We start from the raw sequence: 14,024 nt of genomic DNA, 5'->3' as shown, positions 1-14,024 counted from the left end.
CGCCTCACTTGACGTATCATTAGCCGTCACAGTGTGTTCCGTTAAATAATAAAGTGTAGGTCGTTGCAATGGTTGCCAAGGATGGGGCAGGTCAAGCCCGCCTTGTCTGCTGCTGCACAAGGCGGCAGTTTCAACCATATCAAGCGCTGGAGGGCAACGTTGAATAATTCCGAGAACACTTCTCCTAATCCCGTTAAACGGTCCCTGGTTTTGGGGGGGCGTGGTTTCATAGGCACCCACTTGATAGACGCATTGCTCGATCAGGGGCATTTTGTGCGCTGTTTCGATCGTCCCAATGTGGCGCCGTTGGGTGAATCCCACTTCAGTCATCCTAATTTCGAGCTTTGCGAAGGAGACTTCACCAGTGAGGCCGAAGTCGCCAAGGCATTGGAAGGTTGCGATGTTTGCTATCACCTTGTGTCTACTACCCTCCCCAAGTCTTCAAATGCTGATCCCGTCTTCGATGTGGAGAGCAATGTCGTTGCGACCATCCGCCTGCTAAACCTCGCGGTGAAGTCCGGCCTGAGGAAGATTATTTTTATCTCCTCCGGTGGCACGGTGTATGGAGACCCTACGCAAGTACCTATTCCAGAAACCCATGCTACTGACCCGGCCTGTTCCTATGGAATTGCCAAGTTGGCGATCGAGAAGTATTTGGCGCTTTTCCATCGCTTATACGGCCTTGATTATACTGTTCTACGTCTTGCAAACCCCTTTGGTGAGGGGCAGCGCACCTATGCTAGCCAAGGCGCGGTTGCCGTATTCCTTGGCAAAGTCCTGCGTGGCGAGACGGTTGAGATTTGGGGCGATGGCACGGTTGTACGCGACTACATTCATGTCTCTGATGTGGTGAGAGCGTTGTTAGCGTCGTCAGCGCAATCCGGTGAAGAGCATGTGTTCAATATCGGTTCAGGGCGCGGACATAGTCTCAATGAGGTTCTTGACGCGATCGAGAGGGTCGCGGGGCGAAATGCCAGTCGTGAGTACTTGTCGGGTCGCGGATTTGACGTGCCTGTCAGTGTCCTGGATATCGAGCGCGCCAAACAGTCTTTGGGGTGGGTCCCTTTCGTGAGTTTCGATCATGGATTGGAGCGCTTTGCTGCTTGGTTATTGGATAATCCGGAATAAGCACATTGATTTAACGATGTAAACACTCCATAAGCTCGCTTCTTGGAAGGTGAGCTTATGGGGCGGTTACGATCTTTGGGAGGGCTTCAAAGGCGGGGGGCATGAGGCGTCAAATCGATCTGTAGAGGGTCACCATCCGGCTGGGTTGTGACGAAAGAAAAGCCCTTCCAGAATATTATGTATAAGAGCGCCGATTTGTTAGATATGTTTGCACCCGCGAACATTATCAATCAAATCGGCGTTCTTGTTTCTGCATGTCCTCTCATCCGTGAAAGACCTTTTACGCTCCAGCACCTGATTTATCGGTGATATTGGCAGGTGCGTCTTATAGGTAGGGCTCAATAGACTAATTGTTTTTCTTTCAAGAGTTTTCGTGTGATTGAATTAACCTGCTTAACCCACCAGTCATCAAAACGAGAGAGTGGTACTGCTAGTGCAATTGAAGTGGTGGCGGTTACAACAAATACGATAATTAAACTTGATGTATTGCTGACTCCGTGATTTGCAAGTTTGAGATATACGTAGCTTGATAGCGAGCAGATCACAAGAGTATGGACAAGATACAGTGGGAAACTAATTTTTCCGATGCCTCTTAAAAGTTTTCCATTCAGGTTTTCAAACACCTTTTGATTGGTCATGGTTGCGAATATTATGCAGGCGGAGCCAAGTGTGTGGAGTAGGGATTGGGTGTGTACTTTCATAATGATTGGGATGGCTGAAGCCCATGCGTATGATTTTTCCGGGATTATATAGCCGAGCATGTATAGCCCAAAAAAAATTAGCGCAATGGAGACATGGAAAGGGATTTCTTTTTTGTTTTTGGCTAGATAGGCAGAAAGAAATGTACCGGCAACAAAGGGGAATATGAGGTCGTTATAGAATAGCGCTGATATTGAAATAATTATAAAGGCGTAAATTAGGTGGCGATATCCGAGTATTACGGAAATAAAGCATGCAAGCATAAAGACAATCATGCTGCCGAAAAACTCGGCTTTCATAGTCCAAAGGTTTGTATTGTAAAAGGCTTCGCCTGTGAAAAAAGTTGTCATCCCCTGCGTTAGAGCTTCCCAAAAGCTTGGCTCAAACCCTGGCGTCCATCCTTGAGCAAATGTTGCAAGCCATGGGCTCAAGCTAAGTTTCGAGGCATCATGGAAGTAATAAAAATCAAGCCTGAATAAACAGTAACTTGCGACAGTGGTAATCGTTACGATGGCAGCCAGTCTCGGAAATCTTTTAAGAAATGCCAGAAGAAGTTTCTGTGGGTTTTCATGATTAAAATAGGACCAGCACAAAACAAAGCCGGAAAGGGTGAAGAAAAAACCGACAGCCGCTGTGCCGTTAAAAAGAGCAAAAAATGGCTGCCCTATTAAGCTGTCTTTGTTTCGTGCTTCCCCTAATAATCCAGTTGTGTATGGGGAAAACCCTAAAAAAAAATGGTGAACAAGCACAATAAATGCAGCTATTCCTCTATAGGCTTCAAGAGGGAATAGTCTATTGTTTCCGGATTCCAATTTTGCTGACATGTCAGGCCTTGAATATTTATTGTTTGATCTATAAGCGCGGGATGATAGGGATATTTATTTGTTTTGGCTAGCCTTGGCCCATAGCTTTGGGGGGAGTTGCCCTGCAGTGGCGTCGTCTCTCTCCGCGCTGCGGAAATTTTCACACGGTTGCCGGATTTGTTGACGAGCACGTAAAGCGCAGGTGGGTGAATAACGTCACCATGATGACCCGTCCAACTGGGGCTGCGAGGCTATCGATAGATTTTTTTGGGGGGGGAGGGGGCTGGCTTTGGATGCAGATAGACCTTTTCGACTTTTGCGTCGGGTCGCATCATGAGATGCAGCTGGCAAGAGGCTTTGTTGCTTTGTTGCTTTGGTCTCTTTGGCTTCTACGCTGCAATGGCTACGCGGCTACTTTCATACAGAACCTACGTTTATCTTGACTTGATAAAGTGGATTCTTTATGAGTTCACCGGTTTATTAGCTTAATGAGGGGTTGCAGACGCGAAGGAAAATATTAGTGGCCAAAATAAGCTCGGGTAACTGTTTCGGGATCCGAGTCCATTTTTATTTTGCCGTGCTCCAGCCAAATAACCCGATTGCATGTGTGCAGCACCAGGTCACGGGAGTGGCTGGCGATCACCAAAATATTGGTGGATTCGACCAGTTCGTTCATTCGAGCTTCTGCTTTGTGCTTGAAGCCTTCGTCCCCTACCGACAGCCATTCGTCCATGATCAATATTTCAGGTCTGATGGTCGTCGATACCGCAAAGGCCAGGCGCAAGTGCATGCCGGAAGAGTACGTGCGTACCGGCATGTCAATGAAGTCACCCAATTCTGAAAACTCAATAATTTCGTCGAGTTTTTCTGCAATATCACTTTTTGTCATCCCAAGCAGGATGCCGCGCATGAAGATGTTTTCCCTGCCGGATGCCTCCGGGTCTATCCCTAATGAAATATCAATGAGGGAAGCGACTTCGCCGCTGATACTGGCAGTGCCAGCGGAGGGGGCGTATACACCGCTCAGCAGTCTGAGTAATGTGCTTTTGCCAGCGCCGTTATGACCGAGCAATCCAACCCGGTCTCCGTCATTGAGGGAAAAAGTAAGGTCTTCCAGTGCTCTGACGATCACTCGGCCTTGGTCGTTGGCACTGAGTTTTCCGCCTGTAGCGACTTGAATCAGTCGCTTTTTCAGAGAGCGAGCACTTGCGTTATAGATAGGGAAATCAACGCATGCGTTATGAAATTCAATAGAAGCCATAATAGTTTTCTTCTTAGAGCCAATAAGCAATGCGACGTTTATAGAGGCCATAGATGATGATCGCTACGCACCAGCCAAACAGAGCCATGCCCCCGGCCACGCACCAGCTAACAGTGCTCGCATCCTGTCCGAGCAAGGGGGCCCTGACTATTTGTATGAGGTGATAGATGGGGTTTAAATCCAGTAAATAGGTGCCGGCTCGTCCTGGTAGCAGGCTTGGAAGCCACATGATTGGCGTCACATAAAAGGCAATTTGCAAGACGCTCGCAATGATCTGCGGGAGGTCGCGATATCGAGCGCATAAAAGGCTCAATATCAAGCTGATCCATGCCAGATTGAGAGCAAGCAGCATAAAACCCGGGATACTCAATAGTGCTCCAAGCCCCAATGGTTTCTGAACAGCCAGCAGCACAAGCGGGAAAATGACGATGTTGTGCGCGAGGATCAAAGTATTGCGCCATATCGTGCGTAAAATATGCACGAATAATGGGATGGGGAGTTGTTTGATAATGCTTTCTGCGGCGATGAGGCTGGTGCAGCCCTCCAACACGCAGGTAGAAATAAAACTCCAGAAAATCATACCTGCTGCAAGAAATGGCAGAAATTCTTTCATGGGGGAGTTAAATATTTGGCCGAATACGAGGCCAATAGTACCAATCATAACGCCCATGCTGATTGTTAGCCAAAACGGTCCGACAGCAGAGCGCCTATACCGTTGACGTACATCCTGCCATCCGAGCATGCCTACCAGAGAATAGCGCTTTACAGCTGTCGCTATGTCTGCCAGGGCAGCGGCAATTGAGTTGTTTAGCATTCGAAATACCGGGTTGTCAAAACAGTCGATGATTGTAATCTTGTAGGAGGGTGTAGTGTCACTTTTTCCATCCCGTCTAGTTTCCAGTTTTTTACGATCGCGGGATCTATTCCACCTAGAATGCCCCTGCTGCAAGTAGGGGGCGTAAAGTCTGAAGCGATTTCGTATGGCGTGCGCGCGCTCGGTGCGCTCGCTACCATGAAAAACTTGAGCTATTCGTTCAGAAAACAGTGCTTGTGTCGAGCGATTCAGGTGTGCGAATGCTCAGAAATAAAGTTCCTGCCGAATGATTTGCACTTTTTCTATCATCTTCTATCATCCCACGGTCAGAGGTTAACTCCCAAGAAAATTTCCTACATTCCAGAAACGCATTATTGAGCCAGGTCGCAGCGTCTGGTCGTAAGTGCCCCACGTAAATTACCTGCTCGAAAGGGGTCAGAGAGATTGGCTGATGGTTGCCGACGAGCAGCTCCACAGCAGCAACGTGTCCTGGTTTTCGACCGGGTTTCGCGTCCTCGCATTCTCTGTCCGGCAGACCGGTCAGAGGGGCGAATTATAGCGGCGCTTTGAGTAAAATGCTCCTTCCTGGGTCCTCCCCTGTGCAAGTATTGGGCGATCTCGTCCTCATTGAGGTTACAATGCCGACCGATGACCGCGCAAAAGGAGGGGGCTACGGGCTCGAAAGCTTGAATGGATAAAATACGCAGAGTGTTGCTTAGTTTGCCTCGCAGGCAAAAAAGACTGATACAGGTCGCCACCGATGTGGTTTTGGTGTGGGTCGCCTTGTGGCTGGCCTTTATCGTCCGCCTCGGCATCGACGACATGTACAATCCGCTAAAGTCGCATTTCTGGCTGTTCGTCAGTGCCTCGATTATTGCCATTCCCCTTTTCGTACGCTTTGGCATGTACCGCGCCGTCATGCGCTACTTCGGCAATGATGCGCTGATTGCTATCGTCAAGGCGGTCAGTCTGTCCTCGCTGATCCTCGCCGTGGTGGTGTACTGGTACAGCAATCACCAGGCCGTGGTGCCGCGCTCCATCATCTTCAATTACTGGTGGCTAAGCCTGGTAATCATTGGCGGCCTGCGTCTGTGCATGCGTCAATACTTCATGGGTGATTGGTTCACCGCTGCGCAGCATGTACCGTTTGTCAATCGAGACGATGGTTTGACCAAGGTCGCCATTTACGGCGCAGGCGTGGCAGGCAACCAGTTGGTTGCAGCGTTGCGCATGGGCCGCGTGATGCGCCCTGTGGCGTTCATCGATGACGATTCCTCTATCGCGGATCGTTCGATTGCCGGGTTGCGGGTCTATAAGCCCAAGCATATTCAGCAGATGATCGACATGACCGGGGCTCAGGAAATTCTTCTGGCGTTGCCGTCTTCGACCCGTGCGCGGCGCAGGGAGATTCTCAATTTTCTGGAGGGTTTCCCGCTCCATGTGCGCAGTGTTCCGAATTTCACTGATCTGGCCAGTGGTCGGGTCAAGGTGGACAACATTCAGGAAGTCGACATTGCTGACCTGTTGGGGCGGGATTCGGTGCCGGCTCAGCCTGATTTGTTGGCTCGATGTGTCAAGGGCAAGACGGTTTTGGTTACGGGGGCGGGCGGTTCGATCGGTTCCGAGCTTTGTCGGCAGATTTTCTCCCTGGGACCGACCACGCTGTTGTTGTTCGATCATAGCGAATTCAATCTTTACAGTATTTTGTCTGAGCTCGAGCATCGTATTGCTCGTGAGTCGTTGCCTGTCCGGTTGTTACCGATACTGGGGTCGATTCGCCATCCCCATAAACTTCTGGATGTAATGAAGACCTGGAGCGTGGACACGGTTTATCACGCGGCGGCCTATAAGCACGTGCCGATGGTTGAGCACAATATTGCCGAAGGTGTGCTCAACAATGTGATCGGGACGCTCAATACCGCTCAGGCTGCATTGGAGGCTGGTGTTGCAAACTTTGTGCTGATCTCGACCGATAAGGCTGTACGCCCGACCAATGTCATGGGTAGCACCAAACGGCTGGCCGAGTTGACCTTGCAGGCCCTCAGTCGTGAGTTGGCGCCGGTGTTGTTCGGGGACAAGTCCAATGTGTCCCGGGTCAACAAGACCCGTTTCACCATGGTGCGGTTCGGTAATGTGTTGGGCTCGTCTGGCTCGGTTATTCCGCGCTTTCACAGCCAAATCAAATCGGGCGGGCCCTTGACGGTTACCCATCCGAAGATTACCCGTTACTTCATGACCATTCCCGAGGCGGCACAGCTGGTAATACAGGCCGGCTCAATGGGGCAGGGTGGTGATGTGTTTGTGCTGGACATGGGCGAGCCGGTCAAGATCATCGAGCTGGCGGAGAAGATGATTCACCTGTCTGGCTTGAGCATTCGCTCGGAGAATAATCCGCAAGGCGATATTGCCATCGAGTTCACTGGACTGCGTCCCGGGGAAAAGCTTTACGAAGAGTTGCTGATCGGCGACAACGTGTCCGCTACCCAGCACCCGATGATCATGAGCGCCAAGGAGGATCATTTGCCTTGGGAAGTGCTCAAGCGCAACTTGATGGAGTTGCTGTCTGCCGTTGAGCTGGATGATTATTCGCGGGTTCGCCAACTTCTGCGTGACACTGTCAGTGGTTACGCCCCGGATGGTGAAATCGTCGACTTGATTTACCAGCAGCGTCGCCTCGAACCTTGATTGTTACACGCTCTGTAACAGGCACATTTTTGACAAAGTTGTCCCATGACCCAGATTTGGGGGCAGCTTCGGAAAAGTTGTTCTTCCTTATCAATGTCATGGCGCGTCACTTATGCGTACAGGCTACTTCTACTCTCTGGTTTTTGCCCTGAAGACCAGTGCTTCTTTGTGATGGTGGATTTGCTTACCCATCGTCTCGACTTTCTGATCGAGATTCTCGATACGCTGCATCAACTGCGCCGCCAGAGCGCGCAGTTGTTCAGGGTTTAAGTGGTCGAGATTAGGAAGCGAAGTCATGCCGCCGATTTTGCAAATAACATGTGTCGCTTCTATCGAAGCAAAGCAACTGAACTTTACTTATCAAGTATCACGGCAGTGATCTTTCTGATCTTTCCTCTCCACGATCCTGGAGCACCCACATTCTGTCGTTGAGTCATGACTGACGCTTCCAACGCAAGCTTCTCCTGTGTCAGCTGTTCGATCACCGCTTGTAGCCTCGCGATCGTCTCAGAATGCTCTTTATACATCGAATGAACGTACGACCATTCTTGGAATATTCTATTTTTTTCAGATATCAAATGACCGATTTCTTGCACTCTCTGGCGTTTTATATCCAGGTGATTCTGCAGCTGGTTTCTGTGATATGCATGCAATGGCGGAACAAGAGCAGCACTGTCCAGCCCGCTGGCAAAAGCTTTCAAAAAAGCTTCTTGCGAGTAGTAACGCTCAAAATGCTGCAATGCAGATGCGGCTTGCCGCTTGAGCAGCGGTTGGTCCCACTGCTTGAAAATCCGACCGAGATCTTCATATTGGCTCCAGGTATAGCTGTCAGGATAAGCGAGATCGGATCCGGAGTGAAAACGGGAGCGATATGATTCGTGAGTAACGACAGGCACCCCGACCGACATCGCCTCGATTAATGATTTGCCGCCTCCAAGCGGGAAAGAAGGAATATATACATCCACCTCGTTCTCGATCAGCGCCCGAGAGAGCGAAGCGACCCACGGTATGTGAGTGAACCGGTCATGGCTTACGTTCTCAGCATCGAGTTCCACGTGGATTTTCTGCAGAAATGCATCGGACAAATCCCCGATATGCACATGGTAGCCACGCGAGGCTTTAAGGATGCAGGCCACTGCACGTTCATAGCGAACCGCGTATGATCCCGATTCGAACTTGGACATCCGACCGCATGAGCAGGTCGTCAAGGCCCCTCGGTCGAGGAATCGGGTTTTGATTTGGGATGTACCGACAGCACTGATCGGCCAATATAGCTGTTGCGCGACTCCAATCTCGTTTTTGCACAATTCATATGACATGTTTTGCAAGTCGACATGCTGAAACGCTTCGCAGGTCACACCAAGTGACAGATGGTGATCGCCATGGTGAATGTAGTAGCGGTTCCTGGCGCCAGGGGCGTGGGCCGCCACGATGCACACGATGTCCTGATTGTGACCGAGGGTCAAAACGGTGGAAGGATTCCACTCGCCAAGCCGCGCGGTCAGGGCATCGAGTTTGCCATCGAGCCCGGTTTCGGTCGCAACGAAGACTTCGCAGCCGAGCAGAGACTCCCACTCGTTAATCGAGGCGTGATCGATACGATTGAACAGATCGGTCAAGGCGACGCGAACCGGGCTCTCGAACAGCTCGAGAGCCAGATAGTCCTTGATCAGTTCGACATGCCCTCCGGCCCTGACCAGTTCGGACGCCAGAATGACGGTGCCCTGCCGTTCCCTTTCGGGCGCATGGCAGCGATCGGCATAGTAGGCATCGGCTAGCATTCGGCACAGCGCATCGAGTTCGCGGCTCGCGAACACAACACCAATCGACGCCGGATCGTTGATGACTTGCTCGGCAAATGACTTGATGCACTCCATCGCATCGCCGTAGTGCGACTGGGAAATATATTCCACAACCGTTTCTTGCAGGCGGTCGAGATCGAAATCACTCATTACTGAAAACCCGCAATGGTTTCACAAACATAAGCTGCTTGCTCGAGGGTCATGTGTGGCCCGATCGGTAGACTGAGCTCAGTCTCGGCCAGTGCCTCCGCAATGGGGAAAGCGCCCTTTTCGAAACCAAGGAACTGGTAAGCCTGCTGCATATGAGGAGGAATCGGGTAATGAATCAGCGTTTCGATACCGGCCTCCTTCAGCCTCGCATGCAAAGCATCACGCCGCTGCGAAAAAACGGGGAACAGATGCCACGACGACGTGCAATCCGGTTCCGGAGTCGGCACCCTCACACCGGTATTTTGCAAGTGCTTCCGGTAATAGGCGGCAATCTCCCCGCGACGCGCGTTCCATTCGTCGAGGAACGGCAGCTTGACGGCCAGTGCCGCGGCGTGGATCGGATCGAGCCGGCTGTTCAGGCCACAAACCTCATTGACGTATTTAACCTTAGAACCATAGTTTGCAATCGTCCGAATTCGCTCTGCGAGTTCGGCGTCGTTGGTAGTGACACCGCCCCCGTCACCGAACGCGCCGAGATTTTTGCCGGGATAGAAGCTCCACGCCACGGCATCTCCGTGCCCGCCGATGCGCGTACCACGATAACGTGCGCCGTGCGCCTGTGCGCCATCCTCGAGGACCTGAACCCCCTTGTGACGGGCCAGTTCGAGGATCGGTCCCATTGGTGCAGGCTGCCCGTACAGATGAACGGGTAGAATGACCTTGGTCTTACCGGTCATGGCCTGCTCAATGCGTTGTGGATCGATATTGAGGGTGTCGACGTCGGGCTCGACAGGCACGGGTCGTGCTCCGCACTGTGTCACGGCGAGCCAGGTAGCAATATAGGTATTGGACGGCACGATGACTTCGTCCCCTTCGGACACCCCCATCGCCATCAAGGTTATACGCAAGGCGTCGAGCCCGTTGCCGACCCCGATCGCAAAACGGGCGCCCGCATAGTCGGCAAACGATTTCTCGAATTGGGTAACTTCTTCCCCGAAGATATACCACCCAGAATCGAGAGCCCGCGCGACTGCATGATCGAGTTCGGACTTGAGCTCGAGATAGGCGTTGCGGACATCAAGAAATGGCACTTTCACAATCATGCTCCTAACTCTCGAATGGAATTGCATTGGCCGCACATTCGTAGCACCTGACGATAATTGGCGATGCGCGAACACATACTGGAAGCCTGCCCGCCTAACGACACATCCGTCGTATCGGCGGGGTATCCCTGTGCACGCATTCGAGACCATTCTGGCGCGGCGGTTGAAGGTATGGCTATCGAGGCGGCCAGGTCTCGCAGAAACTCAGCGAGACCGGACGGCGGCGATAAACTCGTCGTAGTCCCGATAATAATCGGACTCGTCGAATTCCATGGACACAAGGACCAGGCAGACAGATCCGGGATCGAAATTGAGCTCGGCCGCCCAGATCATGGGGGGGATATGCAAACCTTGCCACGGACGATTGAGGTGGATCGTCGACTTCTCCACCCCGTCGTCAAGCGTGACGTCGAAACTGCCGGACAGGCAGATCAACAGCTGGTGCAGTTCCTTGTGTGCATGCGCGCCACGGCCTTCCCCGGTCGGGATATCGTACAGGTAAAATACACGCCTGATATCGAAGGGAACGTGTCGTCCACTTTCCAGGAAAGTCAGGTTTCCCCGCGGATCGGTGATCTTGGGTAAATTGATGATTTTGCAATCAGACACAGACATGCTGAACACCTAATAGATCAATATCATAATATTCGTGCACAGCGCCTCCGCCTCCGTATTCATGCTTGTACTGGTAGAGGCCTTCATTGAGAACTGTGCCCTCACACTCGTTGCTCGTACCGAAGTCGAAATACCGGACCCCGGCTGAAAGGGCCTCGGCCGTGGCGCGATCGAACACGGCATCCAGCGCGGAAACCGAATAGGCCACCTCACTCGCCGCAATGTATTGCGCATGCCATGCCGTGCGCGCTTTGAACACCACGACCCCCGCCTCGACTTGCCCATCGATCTTGGCGCAGAACAACTCGATCTCCCCAGGGAAAAGAGTGATCAACTGCTCCATCTCTTCCACGCTGTGTACGGGAGCCGCGCCATGCTTGCGCTCCAGATTATCGGTCAGCACCTGCCACAATGCCCGCACCTGCTCGGTCCCCGTCACCACTGACACCGATTTGAGCGCCTTTTTCAGCCCGCGTCGGCGGCGTTCGGAAAGTTTTGCGCGATCGGCCAGATCAATTGTGCACGACAAGTCGCAGCGCGATCGGCGCGCGCCGAGCCGGAACAAGGCATAAAGATCGTCCTGCGACGGTCGAGATTGGTAGATATGGGGGACTGCCTTATATCGAAGACGGTCGTATCCGCTCTTTCGGTAGTGCTCGCACAACCGCTCCAGCGCTTCGATCATCCTGGTGCCGCAAAGGTAGCCACCGTGGACTATGCCGCCATAGGTGATACCCGGATGGCTGACGACCATGGAGCGATCTGCAGGGGACTCCGCCGCAGGGAAAACGCCGACTATGCTGTCGGCGTGCATGAGCACGACCGATACATCCAGAAACCGGTCGCCATGGTAATCGAGAAAACGGCGCGAGTGCAGGAACGTGGCGTTTGCCGCATTCGCGCAGAATGCATTCCACGCTTCACTCAGTGCTGGTTGATAGCGCGCGATCTCGATGGTCACGGGATCAGCTCCGCGACGCAGAAGCCCTGCTCGCCAAAATTATTGCCGTTATAGAAACAGTACGTCTTGACCCCAACCGATAGCACGGCGGAATACATGATTGCCTCCGCATCCACGCCAGTCGGCGATACATCGAGTCCCATTTCTTCATCTTGACGTACCCATTGAACCCCATCCCTGGACTCATCGTTGAGTCGGTAAGGTATCGGGCCCATCGCATGTGTTCTGGCCCAATCGAGAGATCCATCAGGCTTCCAGACAACGCCCAGTTTATGCCACTTCATGTTCTGGCCTTGAAAAAACGCCGTGCGGATACTTTGGCTGGCTCCGGATGCTCGCTTTTGAAAATACAATCAGGATCCGTGTTCTTGAGAATATTGACCCCAACACCCAGCCAATTATCGACGCCGATGACGACGTTATTGGCAATCGCCGAATTAACGCCAATGAAAGTATTTTTTCCGACCGTGCAAAATCCGGAAATAACAGCATGAGAGGCGATAAAGCAATTGTCCTCGATCACCGAATGATGGCCGATGTGGTTTCCGCTCCAAAGCACGACGTTATTGCCAATTTTGACGAATGGCTGAATCGTATTATCTTCAAAGATAAAGCAGTGTTCGCCCAAAACCGCATTAGGCCATACAAACGCCCGGCTACTGACGTAACTCGCTGGCCGATACCCCTTCGTCTTCGCCTCCTCGTATAACCGCGTCCTCAGCCGATTAAGCTGGGAGTAAACAAGCGCCGCGTAGAACTCGACCTGGTCTGGATCGAAGAAGCGCTCAATCTCCTCAAGCGGTACGACAGGCAGACCAAACAACTCATTACGTTCAAGAAATGCAGAGTTGACAGAGAAGCCGACGACTTCGTATTCAGAGTCGCGAGTAAAGCATTCATAAGCGACCTCGGCGAAGGCACTGTCGCCCAGAATGACAACCTTTTTCGTCTTTATCATTTCCTGCTCTCAAGGTCTGATGATGAGGATATCTTCGCGCCGGTTCGCCATCGGAAGTGCCTGGTCCTGCGGTAACAGATAGGCATCGAATCCCTGGAGCCGTGCCCGCTGGATGATCGACATCACGACGGCATCGTCAATCTGATCGTGCTCGATCTGGTTGAACTCGACGACAGGCGCCTCATCCGTCTTCATATAGTCTTTATGAAAACTCACACCGGTTTCGCTGGAAAAAAAGCGTTTGCGCTTGGAGATATTTGGTATGTCGCCTATCAACATCTGTCCGCCGGATGCCAACAAGGAAAGCGAAACATCGAGAAATCGAAAGAAACCTACATCGACCAAAACATAGTGCAGCACGCTATAGCATAGGATCGCGTCGACCTTTCCTGCCTTTCCCGCAACCCAATCCGGGCATTGCGGGTACATCGCTGGCACCTTTTCGATGAAGGGGGCGCTCTCAAGCTGATCCAGCATTTCCTGGCTGTCGATCAGCGTCAAGGCATGGCCATTCGAGGCGCACAGGTCGATCAACATCTTGGGCAGATCGCTACAGCCCGGACCGATATCGACAACTTGCTGGCCAGCTTTCTTCAGGTTGGTCAGTTTTGCGCAAATATCTTCGAAGATAATTGCTTCATAACCCTGACGATATGAGTCGGGAAACCCGATGCGCTCATATTTAGACAACGACTCATCCTGTGCAAAGCGTCGAAAATCATCGAAGCCAACATGCTCAATTCGGTTAGGTGGCGCCATGTTCAATCCTCTAGAACAACATATTCCCTTTACGCCGCAACGCTCGGGCCCATCTCTTTAATGTCGAAAGCGACAACCTGTGTCGGATCTCAGAAAAGCTGATCCCTGTCTCCCGCCAATTCAGGGGCGAGTCCATCACTTCCGGGATCGCGGAAGCCCATCATCCCAGAAAAGATGAAACAATCCGAGGCGGCTCACAGAAAAAATGTCATCCGCCCCACCTGGGTGGAAACCGCCTGAGTGTTTATCAGATACCAGACGAGTCGATTCAAAAAGCGTTCGGCCT

Annotated in this window: 13 protein-coding genes; 2 read left to right on the top strand and 11 right to left on the bottom strand. The window is 52.0% G+C overall.

The window, feature by feature from the left end:
- Positions 1–81: 81 nt before the first annotated feature.
- On the top strand, positions 82–1,128 hold the full coding sequence (locus ACYZTW_RS24335; RefSeq protein ID WP_462002128.1) for an NAD-dependent epimerase/dehydratase family protein: 1,047 nt from the start codon (positions 82–84) through the stop codon (positions 1,126–1,128).
- A 338-nt stretch (positions 1,129–1,466) separates the two neighbouring features.
- Here the strand turns inward: ACYZTW_RS24335 and ACYZTW_RS24330 are convergent, their stop codons facing one another.
- From ACYZTW_RS24330 to ACYZTW_RS24320, 3 genes are all read right to left on the bottom strand, one after another.
- Positions 1,467–2,651: an acyltransferase family protein gene (locus ACYZTW_RS24330; RefSeq protein WP_462002127.1), complete on the bottom strand. Its 1,185-nt coding sequence runs from the start codon at positions 2,649–2,651 to the stop codon at positions 1,467–1,469.
- Positions 2,652–3,147: 496 nt separating this feature from the next.
- Entirely contained in the window at positions 3,148–3,891 is a 744-nt protein-coding gene (locus ACYZTW_RS24325; RefSeq protein WP_415765104.1) for an ABC transporter ATP-binding protein, read from the bottom strand.
- A 13-nt stretch (positions 3,892–3,904) separates the two neighbouring features.
- Positions 3,905–4,705: an ABC transporter permease gene (locus ACYZTW_RS24320; protein WP_462002126.1), complete on the bottom strand. Its 801-nt coding sequence runs from the start codon at positions 4,703–4,705 to the stop codon at positions 3,905–3,907.
- A 690-nt stretch (positions 4,706–5,395) separates the two neighbouring features.
- Between ACYZTW_RS24320 and ACYZTW_RS24315 the strand changes: the two genes are divergently transcribed.
- The gene (locus tag ACYZTW_RS24315; protein WP_462002125.1) at positions 5,396–7,390 is read left to right on the top strand and encodes a polysaccharide biosynthesis protein; all 1,995 of its coding nucleotides are present in this window, start codon (positions 5,396–5,398) and stop codon (positions 7,388–7,390) included.
- A gap of 129 nt (positions 7,391–7,519) precedes the next feature.
- On the opposite strand, the gene ACYZTW_RS24310 is transcribed toward ACYZTW_RS24315, so the two are convergent.
- The 8 genes from ACYZTW_RS24310 to ACYZTW_RS24275 form a co-directional block, all read right to left on the bottom strand.
- The gene (locus ACYZTW_RS24310) at positions 7,520–7,687 is read right to left on the bottom strand and encodes a hypothetical protein (RefSeq protein WP_462005884.1); all 168 of its coding nucleotides are present in this window, start codon (positions 7,685–7,687) and stop codon (positions 7,520–7,522) included.
- A 56-nt stretch (positions 7,688–7,743) separates the two neighbouring features.
- Complete coding sequence (locus ACYZTW_RS24305; RefSeq protein WP_462002124.1) at positions 7,744–9,342, bottom strand: glycosyltransferase family 4 protein; 1,599 nt, start codon at positions 9,340–9,342, stop codon at positions 7,744–7,746.
- Positions 9,342–10,445, bottom strand: coding sequence for a DegT/DnrJ/EryC1/StrS family aminotransferase (locus ACYZTW_RS24300; RefSeq protein ID WP_462002123.1), 1,104 nt, complete (start codon positions 10,443–10,445; stop codon positions 9,342–9,344). Before ACYZTW_RS24300 ends, ACYZTW_RS24305 begins: the two co-directional genes overlap by 1 nt.
- 204 nt (positions 10,446–10,649) lie before the next feature.
- Positions 10,650–11,060: a sugar 3,4-ketoisomerase gene (locus ACYZTW_RS24295; RefSeq protein WP_462002122.1), complete on the bottom strand. Its 411-nt coding sequence runs from the start codon at positions 11,058–11,060 to the stop codon at positions 10,650–10,652.
- Positions 11,047–12,021: a GNAT family N-acetyltransferase gene (locus ACYZTW_RS24290; RefSeq protein WP_462002121.1), complete on the bottom strand. Its 975-nt coding sequence runs from the start codon at positions 12,019–12,021 to the stop codon at positions 11,047–11,049. Before ACYZTW_RS24290 ends, ACYZTW_RS24295 begins: the two co-directional genes overlap by 14 nt.
- Entirely contained in the window at positions 12,018–12,305 is a 288-nt protein-coding gene (locus ACYZTW_RS24285; protein ID WP_462002120.1) for a hypothetical protein, read from the bottom strand. Before ACYZTW_RS24285 ends, ACYZTW_RS24290 begins: the two co-directional genes overlap by 4 nt.
- Complete coding sequence (locus ACYZTW_RS24280) at positions 12,302–12,979, bottom strand: acetyltransferase (protein WP_462002119.1); 678 nt, start codon at positions 12,977–12,979, stop codon at positions 12,302–12,304. Before ACYZTW_RS24280 ends, ACYZTW_RS24285 begins: the two co-directional genes overlap by 4 nt.
- A 9-nt stretch (positions 12,980–12,988) precedes the next feature.
- On the bottom strand, positions 12,989–13,738 hold the full coding sequence (locus tag ACYZTW_RS24275; protein WP_462002118.1) for a methyltransferase domain-containing protein: 750 nt from the start codon (positions 13,736–13,738) through the stop codon (positions 12,989–12,991).
- Positions 13,739–14,024: the final 286 nt, after the last annotated feature.

Source organism: Pseudomonas sp. LB3P25, from assembly GCF_054897985.1.
This window is presented reverse-complemented; position numbering and strand designations above follow the sequence as displayed.